The sequence below is a fragment of the Streptomyces sp. NPDC002676 genome, assembly GCF_053592455.1.
This window is the reverse complement of the sequence record NZ_JBSFVT010000012.1, coordinates 40689-64749: the sequence shown is the minus strand read 5'-3', so window position 1 is coordinate 64749 and position 24061 is coordinate 40689. Positions and strand designations below refer to the sequence as shown.

Sequence of the window (24061 nt, the reverse complement as noted above, 5' to 3'; positions counted from 1 at the left end):
ACGGTTACCGAACTGAACTGTACGGGCCAGTTCAGTTGAACTCAACCGTTCAGTTCAGGTACGCGGGTAGACTGCGCTCATGACCTCCACGAAAGCCGTGCCGCCCGCCAAGCAGCCCCCCACCGGCCCGCGTGCCGAGGCCAAGCGGCAGGCCATCGTCAAGGCCGCCCGCGAGCTGTTCCTGCGCGACGGATTCGACGTGAGCGTGGACGCCATCGCGACTGCCGCGGGCGTGTCCAAGGTGACCGTCTACAACCACTTCGGGAGCAAGGAGGCCCTGTTCATCGGGGCCGTCAAGGACTCGCTCGACGCCCCGCTGGGCGACAGCCTGGCCCAGGCGACCGAGCACCTCACCGACGCGGGTGACCTGCGCGAGGCGTTCACCGCGACGGCCCGAGCCTGGGTGCACGGCATCCGCAGCAACCCCGACGTCCTCAACCTGCGCAACGTCGTCGCCCGCGAACTGCACCGCTTCCCGGAACTCGGCGCCGTCTGGCAGGGCGCCGGACCGGCACGCCACCACCCCGTCGTGGCCGGCGCGCTGCAGCACCTGGTGGACGCGGGGCGGCTGGACATCCCCGACCTGGAGGTGGCGATCCTCCAGCTGTACGCGCTGCTGCTCTATCCGCATCTCGTCTTCAGCGCCTACGGCACGACGATCGACGACGACCTCACCGACCGGCTGATCGCGAGCGGGGTCGACATGTTCCTGGGCCACTACATGCCGCGCCCGGGCGGGAGTTGAGACGGACCGGCATGCGTGCTGCACGGGACCCGGTCGGGCCCGGGCCAGCCGGACCCGGCAGGATGATCCCCATGACTCCGATCACCGGCATGGATCTGACCGGCTTCACCGCACGTGAGCCCGGCGTGTGGACCGACGCGGCGGGACTCGTACTCTCGGTGCACTTCTTTCCGCTCGTACCCGATCTCCCCGCCCCGCTGCACGAGGTGGACCGGCTGCAGGCCGGGCTGGCCGCGGGGGTCGGCGGGGCCGGAGGCGGTCTCATCGAGGCGGTGACCGGCACCGTGGACGGGGTGCCTGCGGTCCGCCAGCTGGTGAAGGTGCCGCGGCCGGGCGGGCCCGGGCAGGTGTTCCTGGGCTCGTGGACGATGCCCAGGGACCGGTGCAGCACGGTCGTGAAGGTGCAGGCGGCGGAGGGCGCGACGACCGGCATGCGGGAGGCCATGGTGCTGGCCCAGGTGGGTCCGGAAGCGTACTTCCGTCCCCACCCCTACGGCTCCGGCGGGCAGTTCGGCGGGCTGCCGTACCACGTGGGCGACGACGGGCAGTGGGACGCCCACTTCCCCGACCACCCGCTCACCCTGGTCCGGGCCGCACTGAACCGCATCACGCCCACGGTCACGCTGGACGACCGCTTCAAGCAGTTGCCCGCCTTCCCCGGCCCGGCATAGCCCGCCCGCGCCTTCACCTGTGTGGGCAGCATCTCGGTGACGGGCGCGGACGAACCGGCGGGCCACGGGACTGCCCCAGGCACCGGGCGGGGGTGGGCCTCAGCCGGTGGCGAGGTCCCGCAGCCCGCTCGCGGAGCCGTTGAACCGGTCGTGGTCGCCGACCGTCGGCCCGGCGGAGGTGTACTGCCACATCGCGTACGACGACCAGCCCGAGGGCAGCGTCCCCGGCGTCGAGGCGTAGCGGGCGACCCACAGCGGGTTGGTCGCACCGAAGCCCGCGTAGTCGCCGGTGCACTGGGTCCACCAGCTGGTGGCCGTGTAGATGACGGCGTCGCGGCCGGTACGCGCCTTGTAGCGGTTCAGGAAGTCACGCATCCAACTGACCATCGCGGTCTCGGACTTGCCGTAACAGTCGTCGCCGTACGGGTTCCACTCCATGTCGAGCGCGCCGGGCAGGGTCTTGGCGTCCTTGGACCAACCGCCGCCGTGGTCCACGAAGTAGTCGGCCTGGGCGGCGCCGCCGCTGCTGTCCGGGGTCGCGAAGTGATAGGCGCCGCGGATGATGCCCATGGCGTACGAGCCGTCGTACTGCTGGGTGAAGTAGGGGTTCGCGTACGACGTCCCCTCCGTCGCCTTCGTGTACGCCCATCTGGTACCGGCGTTCCACAGCGTCTGCCAGGCCACCTCGCGCTGGTGGCTGGAGACGTCCACGCCCTCGGTCTGGCCGGCCCGGGTGTCGAGGGTGAGGGCGTCGGCGCTGCCGTTGTCCGTGGCACCTTCGCCGGCAGGGACGGCGTCGCCGACATCGGCGTCGCCCGTGGTGGCGTCGCCCGTGGTGGCGTCGCCCGTGGTGGCGTCGCCCGTGGTGGCGTCGCCCGTGGTGGCGTCGGCGGCCGTGGCGTCGCCCGTGGTGGCGTCGGCGGCGGTGGCATCGCGTCCGTCGTGGGCGAGGACGCCCATGCCCATGTAGGCACTGCCCCGCACGGGTGTGTCCGGGTCGGACGGGTCCGGCGCGGACAGGGCCGCCGGGGTGGACAGGGCGAGGAGGAGGCCGGTCAGGACGCCGGTGACGGACAGGCGTGAGCGGCCGAGGCGGTGAGACGGGGACCGGCCGGTACGGGATCGGTCGCTTCGGGATATGTCGCTTCGCACACCATCCATGTGACCCGCAGTCGGGCGGTACCGCACTCCGGGTACCGCCCAACGTAGCCCTGTCCGGCCGGGTTTGACCCGAATGGGTCAGCCCGGCCGGTGGCCGGGTCAGCCGTCGATGCGGTGCTGGGACCAGAAGGAGGTCAGGTCGGTCGTGGTGGCGGCCTGGGCCGCCGCCTTGAACTCGGCCGTGGTCGACACGCCGTACCAGTGGGCGGTCGCGTAGTCCTTCATCAGCTTGGTCATGGCGGTGTCACCGATGAGCCGCCGCAGGTCGTGCAGGGCACACTTGCCGTAGCCGTAGACCACGGTGGAGTAGCGGGAGGAGTTCGCGTCCCAGTAGGCCATCGAGTTGGTGATCTTCTCCGCGCTGGAGGCCCAGGACACGCTGCTCCAGCAGTTGGTGCCGGTCTTGCCGAGCGCGAGGTCGGTGGCGTAGTCGGTGAACGCCTCGTCCAGCCAGGGGCTGTTGTACTCGTCGTCACCGACGATGCCGTACCACCACTGGTGGCCGATCTCGTGGGTGAGCGCCGTGGTGCTGACCAGGTCGAGGACGAAGCCGGGGTACTCCATGCCGCCGAACCAGAAGTTGTTGTCGATCACCGCGTCCAGTTCGCCGTACGGGTAGGCGCCGAACCGGGCCGCGTGGGCGTCCACGGCGGACTTGGCCGTGCTGAGCATGGACTGGGCGCTGCTGGAGCTGATGCCCGAGACGGAGTACACGTTCACCGCGACTCCGGCGGTCGAGGTGCCGGAGATCTTGGTGAAGGGCCCGGCGGCCCAGGCGAAGTCACGGACCTTGGCGGCGGTCGCGGTCGTGATCGTACGGCCGCTGGAGCCGGGGGTGTCCGTGGAGGTGCCGGTGGCCGGGACCAGCAGGCTGCTGGGGTGGTCCAGGGTCACCTTGAAGTCGGCGGCCAGGGAGTAGAACGACTCGCCGTTGTTGGTGTACGGGTCCAGGTGCCAGCCCGAGCCGTCGCGGACCGCGAGGACGGGCAGGGCGTTGCCGATGAAGCTGAAGGCACCGTCGTGCCCGAACCGGTCGGCGCCGCTGGGCACGGTGATGCCGAGGTCGAAGCCGATCGTGGCGCTCTGGCCCTGGGTGAGGGGCGTCGGCAGGTCGATCTTGAGGGCGGTGCAGTCCACGGAGAGGGCGCCGGCGCTCCCGCCGGTGACGTTCGTGACCGTGATCGGCATCGCCGCGCAGGTGCCGTGGTAGTTGTCCCACAGCCGCAGGTACACCTCGTTGAGCGCGGTGGATGAGGCGTTGGTGAAGGACACGCTCTCGTGCCCGCTCCAACTGGTCCCGCTGCTGTCGCTGCTCAGGTTGACGGTGTACGACGGGGTGGCCGGGGTGCGGACGGAGTCCGTGGGCGGCGGGGTGGTGCCGCCGGAGGTGTCGAGGGCGATGTCGTCCAGCACGAAGCTCGTCTGGAGGCTGTAGTCCTCGGCTCCGGTGAAGGACAGGTTGACGGTCTGGCCGGCGAACGCCGACACGTCGACCGACTTCTTGACGTACCCGGTGTTCGCGTCGAGGTTCGAGTACGTCGCGAGGGTCGTCGTGCCGATCTTCGCCGTCAGTTTGTCGTAGGCGACGGACGAGGTCGTCTCGTCGGTGTCGATGTGCATCCAGTAGGTGAGGGTGGCGGTGCTGCATCCGCTCGGGATCGTGACGCTCTGCGTCAGGGTGTCCGTGTGGGTGCTGCCCACGCCGTCCAGCCAGGCGTAGGAGCTGCCGCCGTGGGCGGTCTGTCCGGTCCGGTTGGTGATCACAGTGGACGAGGACTGCGTCCAGGGCGAAGTGCCGCTCTCGAAGCCGCCGTTGGTGACCACCTGAGCCGGAGTGCAGGCGGCGGCCACGGGTGCCCTCGCGGGCTGTGCGGCGGCGGGGGTGCCGGGGAGAGAGAGGGCGGCCAGCGCGGCGACGGTGAGGGCACCGGCACCGAGGGCCTTGTGGGGGATCGATCTCAACGCTGCTCCTTTACGGAGGCCGGGGTTCCGGCCTGCTCGACGGCCGCCGGCCGGCGGGGTGCGCCGGGGCGGCCTCGGACGGGGTCGCGCGATCGCTGTACGTGAGGTGCGCCGAGCCCTGATGGGGTCGGGGACACGGCTGCCGAAAGAGTGACAGATTTGACCAGGGCATGCCAGAAGATAAGGGGAAGTGAGGGCCGGTGCTCCTGATGCACCGGCCCTGCGCGTGACGGATCAGCCGAAGCGGATCCGTCGTTGTGGGGTCTCGTTGTGGATCAGCCGTTGTGGATCAGCCGTTGTGGAGCACCATGAACATCGCCCGCAGACGGCCGCCGTCGGGCCCGGGCCAGCCGCCCGCCACGTGTCCGGCAGCCCCCTGCGGCGGCAGCGGCGGGTTCTCGGGGACGGGACGCAGGACCCGGTGCACGTGGAGGGTGGCGTCCCCGGGCAGGGACAGGCGCGTGCCCTCCCGGTCGTCGACGGGCTCGGGGGTGAAGCCGGCCAGGGAGAAGGGGGTGCCGGTGTGGGAGCGGGTGACCTCCCGGTCGGGCGTGTCACTGAGGCTCTGGGCCTGCGCCTCGGCCCGGCCCTCGATCAGGGACAGCAACTCGGCGACCAGGACCGGGTCGTGGCAGCCGTCGTAGACCCAGCGCTTGCCGAGCACACCGTGCTCCATCGTGCCGACGAGGGCCTGCTCGGCCCCCTCCAGCGGCGCGCCGCGGTAGGTGAGCGGCACCAGGTAGGCCGTCCGCTCCGGGTCGGCCGTGTCGGTGGCCACCATGAACTCCATCCCGACCTCCCCCTCCGGGTCGTCCAGCCGGAAGCCACCGGCCTTGTCCAGCACCGGCGCCGGTCCGCCCCGGTACCAGGGGCGGGTGGGCAGCCATTCGGCGAGCAGTTCGACCTTGGTCGGCTGGAGGGTGGTGTGGTGGATCAGGGCCATGCCGGAGCTACTCCCCCGTTGCGTCGGACGTTGACCCTTGCACCTTTTCACACCGTCGGCGCCGGCCATCCGTCCGTGACGGCGAGAGAGGCAGTCTCCTGGCTCCTGCGTATCTCAGCCGAGTCCGCGCGCACGAGCGGCAGTATCAGTCACGTTGAGTGATGAACACATCACCCACAAAGGTGAATAGGCGGGCATAGTCCACAGATCGAACATACGGTCTTACTTGCTCGGCATCTTCGACGAGCAGGAATTGCCGCCGCCGGCTTGCGGACCGCTGTCCCATGACGAGCGGACCACCGCGCCGGCACGGAACGGAAAGAGGCGAGTTCGATGTTGCTGGCTCAGGTCGGTCTTGTATCCGAAACCAATCAGATCTCCGACGCGCAGCTCAGTCGTGTGACGGCGGCGCTGCAGAAGCAGGTCACCCGGGACTTCGGCCCACTCTGGAACGTCTCCGCGACCGTGGACGCGTTCGACCGGTTGGAGGACGTCCCCGTCGGGTACTGGCCGGTCATCGTGGCCGACGACATCAATGAGCCGGCCGGTGTCGACGGAATCCACCTCGATGAGCACGGACAACCGTTCGCCCTCGTCCAGTACAGCGACAGCTGGTCGCTCACGGCGAGTCACGAGGTTCTCGAAATGCTGGCCGACCCGGCCGGCAACAGGCTGATGGCAGGCCACTCCCCCAAGCCGGACCAGGGAGTCGTCGAATTCCTGGTCGAGGTGGCCGATCCCCCGGAGGACCCGCAGTTCGGGTACACCGTGAACGGATTCCTCGTCTCGGACTTCATCACGCCGCACTTCTACGATCCGGTGACGGCCGACGGTGTCCGGTACAGCTTCGGGGGCAACATCAAGGAGCCCCGTTCGATCCGCGAGGGCGGGTACATCACCTGGCTCGACCGCACGACCAATCTCTGGTGGCAGCAGGTCTGGTTCGGCACGTCCAAGCCCGTGTTCCGCAACCTGGGGCGCATGACGAACCGGAGCGGCAGTATCCGGTCCGCCATCGATGCCAAGACGGAGACGGCTCGCCGCATCGCCCAGGCCGGACCGCAGTCCCTCAAGTTCGCCGACGCCCGGACACTGACCGCGCAGATCAAGAAGACCACTGCCTCGCGGGCGCAGGGCTGGCGGGACCAGATCGAGGCCCTGAAGGCAGGCAAGATCGTCGAGGCTTCCTGGGAGGGCGGCGAGGAGGAGAATGAGTAGTGCGCCATCCCCGGAACGGGAGGACTGCCATGGGCGAAGCGGACGAAAGGGCGAGAAGGGCTCGCGCGGCCAAGCTGCATCAGCAGATCGAGAGGATGAAGGCGGGGGCGTCGGAGCCGCGGCAGCCCCGCACGGATGAACCATCCGACGGCGAGAGCATGCGCGAGTGGACCCAGCGACGCATGCGCGAGCGCGAGCGCGAGACCACCGAACCGGACGAGTAGACGGAACGGGTTCAGCAGAAGGCCTTGGGCCGACGGTGAGACACCGCGACCCAGGGCTTTCGCTGCTTTTGCAGGGTGTGGGGGATGTCGTCGGGGGCCGGGTGAACGCCCCGGTCGAGGACGACGGTTGCGGCGCCGAGCCGCCGCAGGGGGATTCCGCGGGATCAACTCATAGGTTCCCGCTTCTGGTCGGCGAGACCTACCGGGCGGTATACAGGCCCAGTTGATGTCCCGGCCTCAGGGGGAGGATTCATGGTGAACGAGACACGTTCGGAGAGTGGTTCGAGACGGCCGCGGCGGGCCGCCGCACTCGGGGCGGCGCTGGGCGGCTGCGCACTGGTCGCCGGTGTCACGACGCCGGCCGTGGCGCACCCCGGCCCCGGGCACGACCTCACCTACGCCGCCCTCGGCGACTCCTACACCGCGGGCCCGGCCATCCCCGGGCAGGTGGACGCCAACTGCGCGCGCTCCGACCACAATTACCCCTCCCTCGTGGCGGCGCAGCGGCAGGTGACGGCGTTCGCGGACGTGAGCTGCAGTGGGGCCACGACCGACGACATGTGGCAGGCACAGGGCACCAACAAGCCCCAGCTCGACGCTCTGGACCGGAACACGGACCTGGTGACGGTCCAGATCGGCGGCAACGACGTCGGCTTCGGCTCGATCATCGGCACCTGCGCCCGCCTGTCCGTCCAGGACCCGGCCGGCAACCCCTGCGAGCGGTCCTACAACGCCTCCGGTTACGACCAGTTGGCGCTCACGATCGCCAGGACCGCCCCGAAGATCGACCGGGTGCTGCGCGCCGTACACGCCAGGGCGCCGCACGCCCGCGTCCTCGTCGTCGGCTACCCGGACCTGCTGCCCGACGACGGCGTCGGCTGCTTCCCGGCAGTGCCGTTCGCGCAGGGGGACTTCCCCTATCTGCGGGACACCGAGAAGCGGTTGAACCTGATGCTGCGGCTGGTCGCCGGCTGGAACCGGGCCGAGTACGTCGACACCTACGGGCCCACGGTCGGCCACGACATGTGCAAGGCGCCCGCGGACCGCTGGATCGAGCCGCTGCGGCCGACCGCACCCGCGGCCCCCGCGCACCCCAACGCCCGGGGCGAGGAGGCCATGGCGCGGACCGTGCTGGACCGGCTGGACGAGGGCCGCGGACGGGACTGAGCCGTACGGCTGCGGCGGCCTCCGCGCAGGCGTCGCGGAGGCCGCCGTGCCGTGCGTCAGCCGCCGAGCGCGCCGAGGACGACGCCCTTGGCCTCCTCCTGGACCCGGGCGAGGTGGTCGGCGCCGAGGAACGACTCGGCGTACACCTTGTAGACGTCCTCGGTGCCCGAAGGCCGGGCGGCGAACCAGGCGTTGGCCGTGGTGACCTTGATGCCACCGATCGCGGCACCGTTGCCGGGCGCCTCGGTGAGCACGGCCGTGACGGCTTCCCCGGCCAGTGTGTCGGCGGTGACCTGCGCCGGGGACAGCTTGGCCAGCAGCGCCTTCTGCTCGCGGGTGGCGGGGGCATCGATCCGGGCGTACGCGGGCTCGCCGAAGCGGCCGGCCAGCTCGGCGTAGTGCTCGGACGGGGTCCGGTCGGTGACGGCGGTGATCTCGGAGGCGAGCAGGGCGAGGATGATGCCGTCCTTGTCCGTGGTCCACACCGAGCCGTCCCGGCGCAGGAAGGACGCGCCGGCCGACTCCTCGCCGCCGAACCCGAGGGCGCCGCTGACCAGTCCGTCCACGAACCACTTGAACCCGACCGGCACTTCGACGAGTTGGCGGTTCAGGTCGGCGGCGACCCGGTCGATCATCGTGGAGGAGACGAGCGTCTTGCCGATGCCCGCGTCGGCGGGCCACTGCTCGCGGTGCCGGTAGAGGTAGGAGATGGCGACCGCGAGGTAGTGGTTGGGGTTCATCAGGCCCGCGTCCGGGGTGACGATGCCGTGCCGGTCGGCGTCGGCGTCGTTGCCGGTGGCGATGCGGAACCGGTCGCGCTGCTCGATGAGGGAGGCCATGGCGTACGGCGACGAACAGTCCATGCGGATCTGGCCGTCCCAGTCCAGCGTCATGAAGCGCCAGGTGGGGTCGGTGTGCGGGTTGACCACCGTCAGGTCGATGCCGTGCTGTTCGGCGATGCGCCCCCAGTAGGCGACGGACGCGCCGCCGAGCGGGTCGGCGCCGATCCGGATCCCGGCCGCGCGGACGGAATCGAGGTCGAGCACGCTCGGCAGATCGCCGACGTAGCTGCCGAGGAAGTCGTACCGCTGAGTCGTGTCCGCGGCGAGCGCGCGGGCGTAGGGCACCCGGCGTACGTCCTTCAGGCCGCCCGCGATGATCTGGTTGGCCCGGTCCTGGATGCAGGAGGTCGCGTCGGAGGCCGCGGGTCCGCCGCTGGGCGGGTTGTACTTGAAGCCGCCGTCCGCGGGCGGGTTGTGCGAGGGCGTGACGACCACCCCGTCCGCGAGGCCGGAGGTGCGGCCCCGGTTGTGCGTGAGGATGGCGTGCGAGACCGCGGGGGTGGGCGTGTAGCCGTCCCCGGTGTCGATGAGCACGGTCACGTCATTGGCGGCGAACACCTCCAGCGCGGTGACCTTCGCCGGTTCGGAGAGGGCGTGCGTGTCGGCGCCCAGGAAGAGAGGGCCGTCGGTGCCCTGGGCGGCGCGGTACTCGCAGATGGCCTGGCTGGTGGCGGCGATGTGGTCCTCGTTGAAGGCGCTCGCCAGGGATGAGCCCCGGTGCCCCGACGTGCCGAACGCCACCCGCTGCGCCGGGTCCGCCGGGTCGGGGTGCAGCGCGTAGTACGCCGTGACCAGCCGCGCCACGTCGACAAGGTCCGCGGGACCGGCCGGCCGGCCGGCTCGCTCGTGCGGCATGAGTCCGCTCCTTGGCATCGGTGTGATCCAACACTCGACGCCCATCTTTCCTGCCGGACGCCCGCCAGGCGAGTACGCCTCACCAGCCAGGGCACCGTGCCACGGCTCGCCCGCCCGGCCTATCATCCGGTGCTCCGATCTTCGTCCCGTGCTGCCCGCTCCGCAGGACGCCTCCGACAGACAGGTCTTCCCCATGCCCGGTTCCACCACCAACGCCCCCTGGGGCCTGGCCCGTTCCGCCCAGCTCGCCGTGGCGGCAGCGGCCAGTACCGAGTTGTTCTGGGCGCTCGCTCACCGCGCTCGTCTGCTGCACCCGGCGATCACGCCGGCCACCGATCTCGTCCTGGCCACGCGGATCAACGTGTACGTCAAGCCGGCGGCGATCGTGCTGTTCCTGGTGTGGTTCGCCCGCTGCCGGCGCAACGCGGACCTTCTCTCGCCCGGCGCGGTGCGCACCTCGGTCTCGTGGGCCGTGCTCGCCTGGCTGCTGCCGGTGTTCAACCTCTGGGCACCGCGCGGGCTCGTGCAGGACGTCCTGCGCGCGAGCGCCCCCTCCGGCGCGGCGACGGACCGTTCGGACGTCATGGTGAACGTGTGGTGGGCGGCCTGGACCGGGCACGCGGTGCTGTACCTGGCCGGTCCGCCCTTGGGCTACGGCACCTCGTTGCCCCTGCTCGTGGCGGCGCAGGCCCTCGACTTCCTGGCCGCCGCGCTGGTCATAGCGGTGATCCAGCGCATCACGGCACGGCAGGCCGCCGGCCTGGGACCCGGGGTCCCGGTTCCCGTGCCCGACGGCCTGCCGCACGCTTCGTAACCCCGCGGGTCAGCCGATGTGGTAGCTGTCGCCGTACACCTTCCAGTCCAGCGGGGTGTTCAGGTCGAGGTTGCCCTTGCGCAGGAAGACCCGCTGTTCGGTGTCGACGCGGCTGGTGTCGCTGTGGGCCTCCTCCTGCTTCATGGCCCACACCCGGGCGTCGAGGAAGGCGTTGAGGTACGTCGTCTCCTTGCCGCCCTGGGCCGGCGGCTTGGCACTGCGCAGCGCCCGCTTGCGGATGTTGCGGAAGCTGGTGGGGTCGTCGCCGTCGCCGTGCATCACGATGGCGTCGTAGTAGCAGAACTGGCCGAGGGCGCGCAGGCCGTCCGTCTTGCCCTGGGCGACCGCGGGGTTGAAGTAGACGCGGTCGCGCTCGTCGTTCTGGGCCCGCTGGAACGCGGTGTCCTGGGCTGCCCTGCGCCAGTCCCGGGGGAAGTTCGGGTCGAGGCCCTTGTGGGAGTCCGTGCCGTTGACCCTCCGCAGGGCGGGCAGGTACTTGGCGAGGACGTTGCCGGGCTTGCGGTCGGTGTAGAGCTGGACGAGGTCGAGCATGTCGCCGGTGCCGGAGCAGAACCCGATGATGCCGGCGGTGTAGCCACGGCCGTCGCCGATGTCCTCGATGTACTTGTACTGGGCCTTCCAGTCGAGCGACGAGTTCTCCGCGCTCGACACGAGCTGCATGGCGATCTCCTTCTTCGCCGGGTCGTCCAGGCCCGGCGCGGCCGAGGGCGCCGCGGCGACGCGCTGGACGCCGAGCAGCGCGCCGGAGGCGACGGCACCGAACACGGCGACGGCGGCCCTGCGGGAGACGTGGGCGGAGGCTGCCGTTTCGCGGCCTGCTGTTTCATGGTCTGCGTGCACCACGGGGACTCCAAGTCGGGGTGGGGGGTGGGGAGTTGGTCCGGAACCAGCTTCGATAGGAAAGTTTCCTATCAAACACAGAGGGCACCGGTAACCCGTCCCGCCAGAACTTCGTACGATTACACAGCACCCGCTTCCCGCGACCCCGCCCTCGGCGATTCAGAAGCCACAGCACTGAATGCCATGAAGGGCATCGGTTGGACTTACGAATCATGGAGGCGCAGGGTGGAGACGCCCCGTCGCACACGACGGGCACCCCTACAGCACCACCCGGAGAAGACCCGATGACCCACGTCGCGGACCCCGATCGCTACAACGGCACCATGCGCTACCGGCGCACCGGCCGCTCGGGACTGGACCTCCCCGTCCTGTCCCTGGGCTACTGGCACAACTTCGGCGACGACCGGCCGTTCGAGACCCAGCGCGAGATCGCCCTGCGCGCCTTCGACCTCGGGATCACCCACCACGACCTGGCCAACAACTACGGTCCGCCGTACGGCTCGGCGGAGATCAACTTCGGGCGGCTGCTGAAGCAGGACCTCGCGCCGTACCGGGACGAGCTGGTGATCTCCACCAAGGCCGGCTGGGACATGTGGCCCGGCCCCTACGGGCAGGGCGGCGGCTCCCGGAAGTACGTGCTCGCGTCGCTGGACCAGTCGCTGCGCCGCATGGGCGTGGACTACGTGGACATCTTCTACTCGCACCGGCTGGACACGAGCACGCCCCTGGAGGAGACGATGGGCGCGCTCGACACCGCCGTCCGCCAGGGCAAGGCGCTGTACGTGGGCATCTCCTCCTACGACACCGAGCGCACCCGGCAGGCCGTCGCCATCCTCCGCGACCTGGGCACCCCCATGCTGATCCACCAGCCGTCGTACAGCATGCTCAACCGCTGGATCGAGACCGACGGCCTGCTGGACGCGGCCCAGGAGGAGGGCTTCGGTGTCATCGGCTTCACCGCGCTCGCCCAGGGGCTGCTCACCGGCCGTTACCTCGACGGCGTGCCCCAGGACTCGCGGGCCGCGCAGGGGACGTCGCTCGACGCCTCGTTGCTGACGGAGGACATGCTGCACCGGCTGCGCGCCCTGAACGACATCGCGGCCCGGCGCGGGCAGACCCTGGCCCAGCTGGCGCTGGCCTGGGCGCTGCGCGACCAGCGGGTCACCTCGCTGGTGATCGGTGCCTCCCGCGTCGAGCAGCTGGAGCAGAACGTCGCGGCGCTGGAGAACCTCGACTTCAGCGACGAGGAGCTGGCCGAGATCGACAAGTACGCCACCGACGGCGGCGTCGACCTGTGGCGGGACGCACGGCTGGGCAATCTCGGCTGAGACCGCCGACCGCAGGACGGCTCGCTCTGCGCCTGCGCAGCAGCCCCTACCGCACCCTCCTGACCCACCACGGGCAGGGGGGTGCGCGCCGTTTCGGCGGGACTCCGGCACGGCCACGTGTCTGTGATCAGGTTCCGGTCGGGGTGTGTGGCCGCGGCAGGGCGCCGTCACGTTCCAGGCCGACGAGCCACTGGGTGACGACGGCATTGATGAAGGTGTCCGTGACCTGGCCGCGGTCGAGGAAGAGCCGGGCAAGGACGGGCCCGTAGAGCATCGTGTATTCGTCGTCGTTGATCTGGACGCCGGAGGGTTCCAGCAGTTTGTTCAGGGCTGCGTGCCGGTCCTCGCCGATGCGGGTGAGGGCCTGGGCACTGTCGGGGTCGTGGTCCGCCTGGGCGGTGACGGCGAGGACGGCGGTACGGATGGCGGGGTCACTGATGCCGTTGCGCAGGCTTTTCAGCCAGGCGGTGGCCACAGCGCGCACGTCACTGCTCGGTTCGGGGTAATCGCCGAAGTCGGGCCCTTCGAGGATGAGGTCGAAGAGCAGGGCGGCGCGGTTGGGCCAGTGCCGGTAGAGGGTCTGGCGGGTGACGTCGGCCCGCTCGGCCAGCAGGGCATAGGTCAGTCCGGCCGGCCCGACCTCGGGCAGCAGCTCACGCGCGACGGTCAGGATGCGGGCGCGAGTGCGCTGGACGCGCGGGTTGCTCAACGTCGGTTGCCGGCGGTGGACGGGCGTGGAGGACATGAGGCCATCCTATCCAAGAATCATACGTCACGTGTGATGAGTGCCACAGCTGCCGGGCTTCATTAATCACACGCACTGTGTGATACACCGGAAGGGTAATCACACGCACTGAATGATTCAGGGTGTGTCCGTTTCCTTTCTTCCGGGAGTTCCTGATGTCCACTGCGATCACTTTCTCCGAGTACGGCGCGCCCGGCGTGCTGACGCTGTCGGAGGTCCCGACGCCGGAGCCTGGTCCGGGCCAGGTCCGCGTCCGCGTGCGGGCGAGTGCTGTGAACCCGATCGACGTGCGGATCCGTGCGGGGATGATGCAGGGCGTCTTCCCCGTCGAGTTCCCGATGGTCCCGGGCTGGGACGTCGCCGGTGTGGTCGACGAGGTCGGCGAGGGTGCGAGCTTCGCGGTCGGCGACGAGGTCTTCGGCGTCGCCTCGGTCGGCGGCTACAGCGAGTACGCGCTGCTGGACCGGCCGTTCGCCAAGCCCAAGCAGCTGTCGTTCGAGACCACGGCCGCGATGGTCACGGTCGGTGAGGCTGCCTACCGGGCGCTCAAGCACCTCGGCGTGCAGCCGGGGCAGACGCTGCTGGTCCATGGTGCGGGCGGAAGTGTCGGCACCATCGCGGTGCAGCTGGCCGCCGCGCGCGGTATCGCCGTGGTCGGCACCGTCGCCGAGCAGGACATCGAGCGCGTCAGCGGCCTCGGCGCCACCGCCGTCCGCTACGGCGAGGGCTGGGTGGAGCGCGTGAAGGCCGCGACTCCGGGCGGGGTGGACTTCGTGTTCGACGCCTCCGGTGCGGGCGTGCTCGCCGAGTCCGTCGCCCTGGTCGGCGACCCCGGGCGGATCATCACCATCGCGGACCCGTCCTTCGCCCAGCACGGGGTGCGCTTTACCGGAATGGACCCGGCCGACCGGTTCCCCGAGGCACTTCCGGAACTGGCCGGCCTGATCGCCGCCGGCAAGATCGACGTCCCGGTGTGGCGGGCCTACCCCCTGGCGGAGGCCGCGCAGGCCCACGCCGACATCGAAGCACGCCGCAACGAGGGCAAGGTCGTCCTCCTTCCCTGATCCCGAAGCCTCCGCCTCGCCGTACCCCCGTGCGGGCGGGTGAGGCGGCCCCGGGCCGCAGCCGGGACATTCCCAGACCGGCTGCGGGCCCAGCCGAAGCGTCCACCGCACCGCCGCTTTCGGCGGACGCAGACCTGACCGCCGCGTTCGAGGGGTACGAGGCCCCGCCCTCTTCCCGCCTACGCCGGCTGGTCCGGGACGGGTCCGCCCGGCCCGGTGGGCCGGGGCCGGTCGCCGGTGTCCGGGCGCTGTTCGAGCGGCGGCGGGGCGTCGCCCGTGGTGAGGTGCTCCAGCACCTCGACCAGCTCCTGGCAGGCCTGTTCCACCGAGCGCCGGGTGTTGCGCTGTTCGGTGATCACGGCGGACAGCAGCAGCGCGGTCAGCGCCATGGCGCCGTTGAAGGCCTGGAGTTTCGCCATGATCTCGATCCGGGTCAGCTCCGTGAAAGCCCCGACGCCGTCCGTCGCGGCGACGGTGGCCAGCACCGATGTCACCAGCGCGCAGAGCGTGCTGCCCACCAGTTCGAAGCGCAGGGCGGCCCAGATGATCAGCGGGTACACGAGGAAGAGCAAGCTGAGCGAGCTGTAGACGGCCAGCGGTACGAGGAAGCAGGCGACCATGGTCAGCGCGGTCGCCTCCTTCCAGCGGCGCCACGGCGGGGGCCAGCGGGCCCGGTTCAGAAGGAGCAGGAACGGGGTGACGATCAGGACGCCCATCGCGTCGCCCACCCACCAGGCCAGCCAGACCGGCCAGAAACTGTGCGCGGGCAGCTTGTCGGCGGCGAGGAGCAGTCCGACGCCGGCGGTCGAGCTGATCGTCGTTGCGGCCAGGGCGCCGAGGAAGACCAGGGCGAGGCCGTCCCGCAGCCGGCTGAGGTCGGTGCGGAAGTGGGCGCGGCGCAGCAGCAGTACAGCGCACAGCGGCGCGACGGTGTTGCCGACGAGGATGCCGATCACATCGACGTGGGGGGTGTTGATGGACCAGACGACGAGGAACGCGCCGAGCGTGATGCCGGGCCAGCAGCGCAGCCCCAGGATCAGCAGGGCGGCGACGGCGACGCCGGTCGGCGGCCAGATGGGGGTGACGACCGCGCCCTCGACGGTGAGGCGGCGCAGCAGTCCGAGCCGGCCGGCCCCGTAGTAGCAGGCCGCGACGGCCAGTACCTGGACGGCGTAGCCGCCCGGCCGGCGCAGTTCCTGGATACCCACCACAGCAGCAATTCGACACCGAAGGCCGGACGGCGGCGAGGCGAGCGGCGCCCCGTCCGGCCCTATGACTGAACGCCGGGCTCGTCGAGGCCCACGACGAGCACGGCGGCGTCGTCCTCGTGGCCCACTCGCTCCGCGCCCTTGATCACTGCGGCGGCCAGTGACTGCGGCTCCAGGCCGGCGACGGCGGCGATGCCCGCGAGCCGCACCACGTGGTCGAGCCCCTCCTCGATGCTCAGCGAGGGCCCCTCCACCACGCCGTCGGTGAGCATCACGAACATTCCGCCAGTGGTGAGCCGGTGCCGGGTGACCGGGTACTGCACACCGTGCTGGATGCCGAGCGGCGGTCCGCCTTCGTCGTCGACGACGCCGGACTTGCCGTCGGCCGTGGCCCAGACGAAGGGGATGTGCCCGGCCCGCGCGCTCTCCAGATGGCCCGTGGCGGGGTCGATCCGCATGAAGGTGCAGGTGGCGAAGAGCTCGCTGCCCAGGGAGAGCAGCAGGTCGTTGGTGCGGCCGAGGAGTTCCCCCGGCTCGCCGGTGACGGAGGCGAGCGCGCGCAGTCCGGCCCTGACCTGGCCCATGAAGGCGGCGGCCTCGATGTTGTGGCCCTGTACGTCGCCGATGGTCAGCCCGATGCGCCCGTCGGGCAGGGGGAAGGCGTCGTACCAGTCGCCGCCCACGTTGAGGCCGTAGCAGGCGGGCGCGTAGCGGACGGCCAGGTGCAGGCCGGGGACGGCGGGCAGGTCCCGGGGCAGCATGCCGCGCTGCAGGGCGATGGCCAGCTCGACCTGGGTGCGCTGCAGCTCCGCGCGCTCGCGTGCCTGGGCGGTGAGCGACCCGAGTCTGGCCAGCAGCTCGTCGCCTTGGTCCGTGGAGCGCTTGCGGGGCATCGATCACTTCCGGCGGGGCGATCGCCGTTTCTGGCGACCACCTGGATTTCCAGGCAAACGCCTAGATTTTACCGTTATAAGACGATCCTGCCTCAGGGACGGCCGGAGGGTCGATGTACCCGGCCGTCACCCGCAAGGCGTACGCCACCGGAAACGAGCGCCCGGCTCACAGCGGGGAGTGGGCCACCACCGTCACATAGGCCCCGAACAGCAGGGAGACGACGGTCAGCGCGGCTCCGACGATGAGTACCTGGGCCGGCCGTGCCCGGAAGGTGTGGGTCAGGGCGCGCGCGGGCGGGATCAGCAGCGGGAAGACCGGCAGCAGGAAGCGCGGCTTGGACGAGAACGAACCGGAGCCGCCGACCACGAGCAGGATCAGGACTCCGGCGAAGACGACCAGGACCAGCGGGGCGCGGTCCAGGCAGAGCAGCACGAACAGCAGGATGCCGGCCGCGACGATCGCCAGGGCCGCGGGATAGACGAAGCCGCCGCCGTGCAGGAGCAGCGCCCGCAGGAAGCGCAGGGAACCGGCGCCGAAGTCGAAGCGCGAGTCCCAGGCGCCCTGCACCTTGAAGTAGCCGCCGACCAGGTCGCCGGTCCGGTGCCCGACCCACAGCACATAGCCGAGCCAGCCCAGCGGCGCGAGCAGGGCCCCGATCCACAGGGTCACCGGGACCCGGCCGCGTCGGCGCAGCGCCTCGTGCACGGCGGCGACACCCACCGCGACCGCGACGGCGAAGCCGGTCGGCCGGGCGAGGCCCGCCAGCGCGCCCAGCGAGCCCGCCCACAGCCAGCGACCCTTGAGCACGTAGTACAGGGACCAGACGGCGAGCGCGGCGAACAGCGACTCGGTGTAGGCGATGGTCAGCTCGATGGCGTGCGGCTGGACGGCCCACAGGGCGACCAGCGCGGTGGCGACGCCCCGCCCGTACAGCAGGTGGCCGATGGCGTAGATCCCAAGGGCCGCCACACCCGCCGCGGCCCAGGTGATGAGCATCGCGGCCTGTCCGGGGGTGAGCGGCAGCAGCAGGGTCAGGGCGCGGATGAGCCCTGGGTAGAGCGGAAAGAACGCCCAGTCGGTCTGGACGGCGCCCTTTGGGGTGATCAGGATGAGGTGGCCGTAGCCGTGGGTCGCGATGTGCAGGTACCAGCGGGAGTCCCAGGAGTGGGCGAGGCTCTTGACCAGCGGGTGTCCGGCGAGGTGGTTGGTGATGACCACGGCGAGGAGCCCGGCGAGCCGGACGGCCGCGAACAGGGCGAGGGCCGGCAGGGCGCCGGGCGGGATGCGGTGCCGGGCGGCCAAGGGCCGGGTCGGGCGGTCGAGGGAACTGGTGGGGGCGGCCCGCTCGGGCCTGGGTACAGAGGACGTGCTCACCCCACGACCTTGATCACAACGCGTACGGGCACGCAATCGGCGACCCGGGTTTCTTACGCTCTTCCACCCTGATTCAGGAATTGCTCGAAGAAAGGGTGCGAATTGGACACCGAACCGGGTGTCGAACCAGGTTCCGAACCGGGTGCCGAACTCGGCGCCGAATGCGGACCAATCACCACACCCGGCACCCCTGTGAGGAGCCTCATGAAGGGCCGCCGTAGGGTGTGGTTACCATATGAGCGCTGCCTAGCTCGAAAGATAGATCTGTGACTGTCAACGACGACTCGTTCACCAACTGGAAGACCCGCGAGGAGATCGCGGAGTCGATGATCCCGCTCATCGGGAAGCTGCACCGCGAGCGGGACGTGACCGTCCTGCTGCACAGCCGCTCCTTGGTGAACAAGTCGGTGGTCAGCATCCTGAAGACGCACCGGTTCGCCCGGCAGATCGCCGGCGAGGAGCTGTCGGTCACCGAGACCATGCCGTTCCTTCAGGCGCTGACCGCGCTCGACCTCGGGCCCTCCCAGATCGACCTCGGCATGCTGGCCACGATGTACCAGGCCGACGACCGCGGCCTGAGCGTGGCGGAGTTCACCGCCGAGGCCGTCGCGGGTGCCACCGGCGCCAACAAGATCGACCGCCGCGAGCCGCGCGATGTCGTCCTCTACGGCTTCGGCCGCATCGGCCGGCTCGTCGCCCGCCTGCTGATCGAGAAGGCCGGCTCCGGCAACGGACTGCGCCTGCGCGCCATCGTCGTGCGCGGCGGCGGAGAACAGGACATCGTCAAGCGCGCCTCGCTGCTGCGCCGCGACTCCATCCACGGCCAGTTCAACGGCACCATCACCGTGGACGAGGACACCAACACGATCGTCGCCAACGGCAACGCGATCAAGGTGATCTACGCCGACGACCCGACGTCCGTGGACTACACCGAGTACGGCATCCGGGACGCCATCCTCATCGACAACACCGGCAAGTGGCGCGACCGCGAGGGCCTGTCCAAGCACCTGCGCCCCGGCATCGAGAAGGTCGTCCTGACCGCGCCGGGCAAGGGCGACGTCCCGAACATCGTGCACGGCGTCAACCACGACACGATCAAGCCGGACGAGCAGATCCTGTCCTGCGCCTCCTGCACCACCAACGCGATCGTCCCGCCGCTGAAGGCGATGGACGACGAGTACGGCGTGCTGCGCGGCCACGTGGAGACCGTCCACTCGTTCACCAACGACCAGAACCTGCTGGACAACTACCACAAGTCCGAGCGCCGTGGCCGCTCCGCGCCGCTCAACATGGTCATCACCGAGACCGGTGCCGCCTCCGCCGTCGCCAAGGCGCTGCCCGACCTCAAGGCGAAGATCAGCGGCAGCTCGATCCGTGTCCCCGTGCCGGACGTCTCGATCGCGATCCTCAACCTGCAGCTGGCCCGCGAGACCACCCGCGAGGAGGTCCACGACTACCTGCGTGAGGTGTCGCTGACCTCGCCGCTCAAGCGCCAGATCGACTTCACCACGGCGCCCGACGCGGTCTCCAGCGACTTCATCGGCTCGCGCCACGCCTCGATCGTGGACGCCGGCGCGCTCAAGGTCGACGGCGACAACGCGATCCTCTACCTCTGGTACGACAACGAGTTCGGCTACTCCTGCCAGGTCGTCCGCGTCGTCCAGTACGTCTCGGGCGTCGAGTACCCGACCTACCCGGCGACCGCCGTCTGACGGGTGTCGCTGTAGGCATACGGCCAGGCGTACGGCCGCCGACCGGGGTTCCGGTCGGCGGCCGTCGTGCTGCCGGGACGCGTGCGGTCAGGCCTTCGTGGGCGTGGCGCAGGCGCCCGCGGCACACGCCGTGAGCCACTGGTCGAAGTCGGCGTCGTAGCGGGTGCCGATGCCGTCGTTGTAGACGGCGTACCCGCCGGCGTAGTCACCGGTGCGGAAGCGGGCCAGCATGCGCTGGAGGTCGTCGGGGTGCCGCTCGGCCATGTAGCGCACGGCGAGGTAGCCCCACGGGTAGGTGCGGACCACGTCGCTGTTGTCGTACGTGCTCTGGAACAGGGTGCTCAGCCGGTACGTGTGCTTGCCGGCCTCCTGGATCGCCTGGTCGTCGGCGAGGCCCCGGTAGCCGTAGGAGACGTACTCGGCGACGCCCTCGATCCACCAGATGTCCGGCACCGAGATCTGCCGGCCGAAATCGCCCTTCATGTCGTCACGGCCGTCGAGGAAGTGCGTGTACTCGTGGTTCAGGTTCCAGATCCGGGCCGTGAAACCGTCGTCGTAGTTCTTCTGGTACATGATCGACATCGGCTGGTTGGCCGGGTCCGAGGGGTTGCCGTCCAGGGTCATGCCGCCGTTGTCGGTGCTGATGCCGTACATCGCGCCCGCGTAGGTCTGGTAGTCGGCACGGCTGGCGTAGACGACGAGCTGGAGGGTCGAGACGTACTGGCCGGGTATCGCGCCGTCGGCCTTCACCAGGGAGCGGAAGTAGGCGTCCTGGTGCAGCACGCTGGCGCAGGCGGCGTCGAGGTCGGCGGCGGTGAGCGCCTGGGCGCGGATGCTGATGTTCGCGTCGCACGGGTGGGTGATCGGCAGAACGGCCTTGGTGAGCTTGCCGGGCAGGTCACAGACGTCGTAGTACGCGCAGTCGGCGCTGTCGTAGTAGCTCGCCTGCGTGGCCACGGCGACCCACAGTCCGGCCGTGGGTCCGGTCATCGCCGTCCGGTCCAGCACGTCCTTGGTCAACGGCCGGATGGTTTCCCGCAGTTCCGGGTGCTCGACGTAACGGGCCAGGTTCTGCCCGGCGTTGGAGTCCAGGAAGGCCAGGTTGGTGCCGAGCCGGCCGGTGTTGGCGAGCGCGAAGTCGTGCAGCGTGCCGATGATGCGCGGGTCGGCCGCGACCGCCTGCACGTACGCCGGGTTCCAGTTGCCGCGCCACAACGGCGTGTAGACGTCGTTGACGGCCCGGACCATGCTGTCGACGGTGTCGTATGAGCTGTTGTAGCCGTCGAGCAGCCGCCGGTAGACGGAGAGATAGCGGCCCTGCTGGTCGGCGCTGTCGGTGAGGATGACGGTCTCGCCGAGGATGTCACCGTTCGCGGCCGTCACGTCCTGGGAGTGGGTGCTGGCGAAGAAGGTGTCCAGGCCGCCCGTGACGGCGGTGGTCAGGCGCGAGGTGTACGACCCCACGTCGCTGGGGTGGTTGAACTGCACGTAGTAGCCCGCGCGCAGGAACAGCACGAGTTGCAGCGGGCTGCCGGAGTTGTTGCCCTGGTACCGCCCGGCCGTGCGTGTGTACGCGTTCGCGACGGACAGCATCTGGGACTGCCGGAAGATGTCGTGCGCATTCTTGCCGGTGACCGAGAAGAGGGTGTTGACGCAGTCCGGGGTCGAGGACTTCACGAAGTAGACGAGGGCGGATCCGGTACGACTGCCGAAGTCGTCCGGGGTGCAGGACGCCGCCTTTGCCGTGGCCCCGTGGCGCGGTTGCGCGCTCTTGTGGGTGTGCGCCGACAGTGGCTGTTGCGGCGGGAGTTGAGCGGGGCTGAGCTGGTGAGTCTGGGCCGCGGGCTGCTCGGTGACGGTGGTGGGCGCGCCGGTGGGCGACGGCACCGAGACGTTACTGCGCGGCGTGGCAGCCTCCGGGCCGGTGTGGGCCTGGGGTGCCGCCAGCGCGGGCGTCGACAGCAGGCCGGCCACGGTGACACAGACGGCGGCGGCACCGGCCACGCGTCTGGGCAGCGCGAAGCGATAGCGCATCGGGAATCCTCCACTGATGGATGCGCCCCTGTGGGGTGTTGAGGCGTGTGAGGCACTGTCTCAGCGAGTCACCCCGGCCAACAATGTCGTGTGACATAGCACATGGCATTGGCTGGCCATAACACCTTGGCGTATACCGGGAGTTGACGGCGTTACGCCCCGGCCACGTTCCAGGTGCGCGAGGCCCAGTTCCGCAGGTGTGGTGCCTGTGCGACGAGGTCGCGGTAGGCCGCGGTGGCCGACTGGAAGAGGGACTCCACCACGTCGTCGGTGACGGTGTCGGGCCGCCAGGCCAGTACGTACCGGCACCACAGCGGGGAGCCGGCGAGCGGTTTGACCACGATGTGCGGGATCGGGCGCAGCGTCGGCTGCACGAGGGACACCCCGAAACCGTCGGCGATCATGCTCTGCAGCTGGGTCTGGTCGCCGAGGAACTCGTGGACCGTGACCGGCGTGAACCCGGCCGCGGCGCAGGCGTCGTAGAACACCCCCGGCCAGCCGGCACCGTCGTCCGGGGTCACGAACCACGCGTCCTCGGCCAGGTCCGCCAGCTGCACCTGGGCAAACTGGCGCAGCCGGTGCCGGGAGGGCAGGGCGACGAAGGTCGGCTCGGTGACGATCCCGCGGTGTTTCACGGCGGCCGAGTGCCGCAGCTCCATGCCCGGGTAGTCGGCGGCGATGGCCGCGTCCACCGTGCCCTCCTCCAGCAGCTCCACGATCCGCGAGGAGGCGTAGACGCTGTTCACCGCGAGGGACAGCTCCGGCAGCCGGGTGCGGACGCGGGACACCGTGCCGGAGAGTATGGGCGAGTTGGTCGCGGCCACCCGCAGGGTCCGGCGGGCTCGGGGTGCGGCCGGCCGGTGCCCGATGGCGTCGGCGCGGGCCAGGACGTCCCTGGCCTGCGCGACGACCTCGGCGCCGTAGGGTGTCGGCCGCACCCCGCTCGTGCCGCGTTCGAAGAGCGGCTCGCCCAGATGGCGCTCGATGCGCCGGAGCTGGGTACTCACGGCGGGCTGCGAGTACCCGAGCTGCGTGGCGGCACGGCCCACACTGCCCGCATCGGCGATCGCGCACAGCACCCGCAGATGCCGCAGCTCCAGTTCCATCGGTCCACTCCCCCGCTCGTCCCACGACCGGTCCCGGGCGAGGGTGCGCCCTTGGCGAAACCGGTGCTCACAGCCACTGCCGGCCGTGGTCGCGACCGGCGGATCGAAGCGTTCCATTGTGTCCGCCGCCGACACAAGTCGCGGGCCCGCCAGAAACCGGCTGGTCACGGTGTGTGCGGGAGTAGGTCCCCCCGTCGCCTCAGTGGCGGCTGATCACCTCGGCGACCCGGATGAACCCGTCCGTGCCGTGGCCGAGGCCGATGACCCGGCGGGCCATGCCCTCCACGGCACGCATCACGCCCGCGTCGATGCCGTGCGCCTCCGAGACCTCGACGACATGGGCCATGGTGGAGGCCGCCGAGGTGATGGGGTTGATCTCCCCGGAGTAGCTGCCGCTGTCGGCGTCCTCCGCGAAGGTCGCGAAGAGCGGCGGCAGGATCGCGCCGATGCCCTGGGCGAAGGGCGCCAGCTCGCGGGCGGTGACGCCCTCGGCCCGGGCGATCGCCACGGCGTGCGCGTAGCCCGCCATCGCGGTCCAGAAGATGTCGAGCAGCGCGATGTCGAAGGCGGCGGCCCGCCCGGCGTCCTCCCCCAGGTGGGTGTGCGTCCCGCCCAGCGCCTCCAGCACCGCCCGGTGCGCCTCGTAGAGGTCGCGCGGACCGCTGTGCAGGAAGACGGCCTCGGGTGTGCCGATGCTGGGGGCCGGGGTCATGATGGCTCCGTCCAGGTAGCCGATGCCGTGGGCCGCCGCCCAGTCGGCGGTGTCCCGGGCGCACTTCGGGGTGTCGGCGGTGAGGTTCACGACGGTACGGCCCTTCAGCGCGCGGGTGACCTCGTCACGGCGCAGGATCGCGTCGGAAGCGGCGTAGTTCACCACGCAGACGACGACCAACTCCGCCGCGGACACGGCTTCTTCGGCCGAGCCGGCAGCGTAGGCGCCCTGTTCGGTCAGCTCCCGGTCCTTGCCGGGCGTACGGTTCCACACCGTGGTCCGCAGGCCCGCCTTCAGGAACGCGCCGGCGAGCGCGCGGCCCATCGGGCCGAGACCGAGCACCGTGACGGCAGGAAGATTCGGCGACGTGGACATGTTGCAACTCCCGTAGTCAGTAAGGAAAAAGAGAAAACAGAGAAAT

21 protein-coding genes are annotated in these 24061 nt (G+C 70.4%); 9 read left to right on the top strand and 12 right to left on the bottom strand.

Going from position 1 to position 24061, the window contains the following annotated elements:
* Positions 1 to 79: 79 nt before the first annotated feature.
* Both ACWD3E_RS28540 and ACWD3E_RS28535 read left to right on the top strand, forming a co-directional pair.
* Positions 80 to 745: a TetR/AcrR family transcriptional regulator gene (locus ACWD3E_RS28540; RefSeq protein ID WP_451390434.1), complete on the top strand. Its 666-nt coding sequence runs from the start codon at positions 80 to 82 to the stop codon at positions 743 to 745.
* Positions 746 to 816: 71 nt separating this feature from the next.
* Positions 817 to 1416, top strand: coding sequence for a hypothetical protein (locus ACWD3E_RS28535; protein ID WP_451390433.1), 600 nt, complete (start codon positions 817 to 819; stop codon positions 1414 to 1416).
* A gap of 99 nt (positions 1417 to 1515) precedes the next feature.
* Here the strand turns inward: ACWD3E_RS28535 and ACWD3E_RS28530 are convergent, their stop codons facing one another.
* The 3 genes from ACWD3E_RS28530 to ACWD3E_RS28520 all read right to left on the bottom strand — a co-directional run bounded on the left by ACWD3E_RS28530 (position 1516) and on the right by ACWD3E_RS28520 (position 5482).
* Positions 1516 to 2577, bottom strand: coding sequence for a lysozyme (locus ACWD3E_RS28530; RefSeq protein WP_451390432.1), 1062 nt, complete (start codon positions 2575 to 2577; stop codon positions 1516 to 1518).
* Positions 2578 to 2676: 99 nt separating this feature from the next.
* The gene (locus ACWD3E_RS28525; RefSeq protein WP_451390431.1) at positions 2677 to 4539 is read right to left on the bottom strand and encodes a M1 family aminopeptidase; all 1863 of its coding nucleotides are present in this window, start codon (positions 4537 to 4539) and stop codon (positions 2677 to 2679) included.
* A 289-nt stretch (positions 4540 to 4828) separates the two neighbouring features.
* Complete coding sequence (locus ACWD3E_RS28520) at positions 4829 to 5482, bottom strand: maltokinase N-terminal cap-like domain-containing protein (RefSeq protein WP_451390430.1); 654 nt, start codon at positions 5480 to 5482, stop codon at positions 4829 to 4831.
* A gap of 333 nt (positions 5483 to 5815) precedes the next feature.
* Between ACWD3E_RS28520 and ACWD3E_RS28515 the strand changes: the two genes are divergently transcribed.
* The 3 genes from ACWD3E_RS28515 to ACWD3E_RS28505 all read left to right on the top strand — a co-directional run bounded on the left by ACWD3E_RS28515 (position 5816) and on the right by ACWD3E_RS28505 (position 8091).
* Positions 5816 to 6700, top strand: coding sequence for a hypothetical protein (locus ACWD3E_RS28515; RefSeq protein ID WP_451390429.1), 885 nt, complete (start codon positions 5816 to 5818; stop codon positions 6698 to 6700).
* A 29-nt stretch (positions 6701 to 6729) separates the two neighbouring features.
* A complete protein-coding gene (locus ACWD3E_RS28510; protein ID WP_451390428.1) occupies positions 6730 to 6924 on the top strand; it encodes a hypothetical protein in 195 nt (64 codons plus the stop codon).
* 252 nt (positions 6925 to 7176) lie between these two features.
* Positions 7177 to 8091 (top strand): SGNH/GDSL hydrolase family protein, encoded by a 915-nt coding sequence (locus ACWD3E_RS28505; protein WP_451390427.1) that lies wholly within the window; start codon positions 7177 to 7179, stop codon positions 8089 to 8091.
* A 56-nt stretch (positions 8092 to 8147) separates the two neighbouring features.
* Here ACWD3E_RS28505 and pgm read toward each other — a convergent pair whose 3' ends face one another.
* Positions 8148 to 9788, bottom strand: a complete 1641-nt coding sequence (pgm, locus tag ACWD3E_RS28500) for a phosphoglucomutase (alpha-D-glucose-1,6-bisphosphate-dependent) (protein ID WP_451390426.1) — start codon at positions 9786 to 9788, stop codon at positions 8148 to 8150.
* Positions 9789 to 9936: 148 nt separating this feature from the next.
* Between pgm and ACWD3E_RS28495 the strand changes: the two genes are divergently transcribed.
* Positions 9937 to 10602 carry a DUF4328 domain-containing protein gene (locus ACWD3E_RS28495; protein ID WP_451390425.1) on the top strand — a complete coding sequence of 222 codons (666 nt, stop codon included), beginning with the start codon at positions 9937 to 9939 and terminating at the stop codon, positions 10600 to 10602.
* A 9-nt stretch (positions 10603 to 10611) separates the two neighbouring features.
* Here ACWD3E_RS28495 and ACWD3E_RS28490 read toward each other — a convergent pair whose 3' ends face one another.
* On the bottom strand, positions 10612 to 11466 hold the full coding sequence (locus ACWD3E_RS28490) for a chitosanase (RefSeq protein ID WP_451390424.1): 855 nt from the start codon (positions 11464 to 11466) through the stop codon (positions 10612 to 10614).
* Positions 11467 to 11747: 281 nt separating this feature from the next.
* On the opposite strand from ACWD3E_RS28490, the gene mgrA reads away from it, so the two are divergent.
* Positions 11748 to 12791, top strand: a complete 1044-nt coding sequence (gene mgrA / locus ACWD3E_RS28485; protein ID WP_451390423.1) for an L-glyceraldehyde 3-phosphate reductase — start codon at positions 11748 to 11750, stop codon at positions 12789 to 12791.
* 127 nt (positions 12792 to 12918) lie between these two features.
* Here mgrA and ACWD3E_RS28480 read toward each other — a convergent pair whose 3' ends face one another.
* On the bottom strand, positions 12919 to 13536 hold the full coding sequence (locus ACWD3E_RS28480) for a TetR/AcrR family transcriptional regulator (RefSeq protein ID WP_451390422.1): 618 nt from the start codon (positions 13534 to 13536) through the stop codon (positions 12919 to 12921).
* Between the two features lie 155 nt (positions 13537 to 13691).
* On the opposite strand from ACWD3E_RS28480, the gene ACWD3E_RS28475 reads away from it, so the two are divergent.
* On the top strand, positions 13692 to 14600 hold the full coding sequence (locus ACWD3E_RS28475) for an NADP-dependent oxidoreductase (RefSeq protein ID WP_451390421.1): 909 nt from the start codon (positions 13692 to 13694) through the stop codon (positions 14598 to 14600).
* A 179-nt stretch (positions 14601 to 14779) separates the two neighbouring features.
* Here ACWD3E_RS28475 and ACWD3E_RS28470 read toward each other — a convergent pair whose 3' ends face one another.
* From ACWD3E_RS28470 to ACWD3E_RS28460, 3 genes are all read right to left on the bottom strand, one after another.
* The gene (locus tag ACWD3E_RS28470; RefSeq protein WP_451390420.1) at positions 14780 to 15811 is read right to left on the bottom strand and encodes an MASE1 domain-containing protein; all 1032 of its coding nucleotides are present in this window, start codon (positions 15809 to 15811) and stop codon (positions 14780 to 14782) included.
* A 59-nt stretch (positions 15812 to 15870) separates the two neighbouring features.
* Positions 15871 to 16701, bottom strand: coding sequence for a PP2C family protein-serine/threonine phosphatase (locus tag ACWD3E_RS28465; protein WP_451390419.1), 831 nt, complete (start codon positions 16699 to 16701; stop codon positions 15871 to 15873).
* Positions 16702 to 16867: 166 nt separating this feature from the next.
* Positions 16868 to 18076, bottom strand: a complete 1209-nt coding sequence (locus ACWD3E_RS28460; protein ID WP_451390418.1) for a hypothetical protein — start codon at positions 18074 to 18076, stop codon at positions 16868 to 16870.
* Between the two features lie 266 nt (positions 18077 to 18342).
* On the opposite strand from ACWD3E_RS28460, the gene ACWD3E_RS28455 reads away from it, so the two are divergent.
* Positions 18343 to 19788, top strand: coding sequence for a glyceraldehyde-3-phosphate dehydrogenase (locus ACWD3E_RS28455; protein ID WP_451390417.1), 1446 nt, complete (start codon positions 18343 to 18345; stop codon positions 19786 to 19788).
* A gap of 87 nt (positions 19789 to 19875) precedes the next feature.
* Here ACWD3E_RS28455 and ACWD3E_RS28450 read toward each other — a convergent pair whose 3' ends face one another.
* From ACWD3E_RS28450 to ACWD3E_RS28440, 3 genes are all read right to left on the bottom strand, one after another.
* Positions 19876 to 21822, bottom strand: coding sequence for a collagenase (locus ACWD3E_RS28450; protein ID WP_451390416.1), 1947 nt, complete (start codon positions 21820 to 21822; stop codon positions 19876 to 19878).
* A 152-nt stretch (positions 21823 to 21974) separates the two neighbouring features.
* Positions 21975 to 22928, bottom strand: coding sequence for a LysR family transcriptional regulator (locus ACWD3E_RS28445; protein WP_451390415.1), 954 nt, complete (start codon positions 22926 to 22928; stop codon positions 21975 to 21977).
* 199 nt (positions 22929 to 23127) lie between these two features.
* The gene (locus ACWD3E_RS28440; RefSeq protein ID WP_451390414.1) at positions 23128 to 24015 is read right to left on the bottom strand and encodes an NAD(P)-dependent oxidoreductase; all 888 of its coding nucleotides are present in this window, start codon (positions 24013 to 24015) and stop codon (positions 23128 to 23130) included.
* Positions 24016 to 24061: the final 46 nt, after the last annotated feature.

Coding starts and splice junctions, on each gene's coding strand:
- ACWD3E_RS28515 (WP_451390429.1), top strand. CDS start 5,816: ATGTTGCTGGCTCAGGTCGGTCTTGTATCCGAAACCAATCAGATCTCC.
- ACWD3E_RS28520 (WP_451390430.1), bottom strand. CDS start 5,482: ATGGCCCTGATCCACCACACCACCCTCCAGCCGACCAAGGTCGAACTG.
- ACWD3E_RS28450 (WP_451390416.1), bottom strand. CDS start 21,822: ATGCGCTATCGCTTCGCGCTGCCCAGACGCGTGGCCGGTGCCGCCGCC.
- ACWD3E_RS28540 (WP_451390434.1), top strand. CDS start 80: ATGACCTCCACGAAAGCCGTGCCGCCCGCCAAGCAGCCCCCCACCGGC.
- ACWD3E_RS28505 (WP_451390427.1), top strand. CDS start 7,177: ATGGTGAACGAGACACGTTCGGAGAGTGGTTCGAGACGGCCGCGGCGG.
- ACWD3E_RS28445 (WP_451390415.1), bottom strand. CDS start 22,928: ATGGAACTGGAGCTGCGGCATCTGCGGGTGCTGTGCGCGATCGCCGAT.
- ACWD3E_RS28535 (WP_451390433.1), top strand. CDS start 817: ATGACTCCGATCACCGGCATGGATCTGACCGGCTTCACCGCACGTGAG.
- ACWD3E_RS28465 (WP_451390419.1), bottom strand. CDS start 16,701: ATGCCCCGCAAGCGCTCCACGGACCAAGGCGACGAGCTGCTGGCCAGA.
- ACWD3E_RS28440 (WP_451390414.1), bottom strand. CDS start 24,015: ATGTCCACGTCGCCGAATCTTCCTGCCGTCACGGTGCTCGGTCTCGGC.
- ACWD3E_RS28510 (WP_451390428.1), top strand. CDS start 6,730: ATGGGCGAAGCGGACGAAAGGGCGAGAAGGGCTCGCGCGGCCAAGCTG.
- ACWD3E_RS28530 (WP_451390432.1), bottom strand. CDS start 2,577: ATGGATGGTGTGCGAAGCGACATATCCCGAAGCGACCGATCCCGTACC.
- ACWD3E_RS28475 (WP_451390421.1), top strand. CDS start 13,692: ATGTCCACTGCGATCACTTTCTCCGAGTACGGCGCGCCCGGCGTGCTG.
- pgm (WP_451390426.1), bottom strand. CDS start 9,788: ATGCCGCACGAGCGAGCCGGCCGGCCGGCCGGTCCCGCGGACCTTGTC.
- mgrA (WP_451390423.1), top strand. CDS start 11,748: ATGACCCACGTCGCGGACCCCGATCGCTACAACGGCACCATGCGCTAC.
- ACWD3E_RS28480 (WP_451390422.1), bottom strand. CDS start 13,536: ATGTCCTCCACGCCCGTCCACCGCCGGCAACCGACGTTGAGCAACCCG.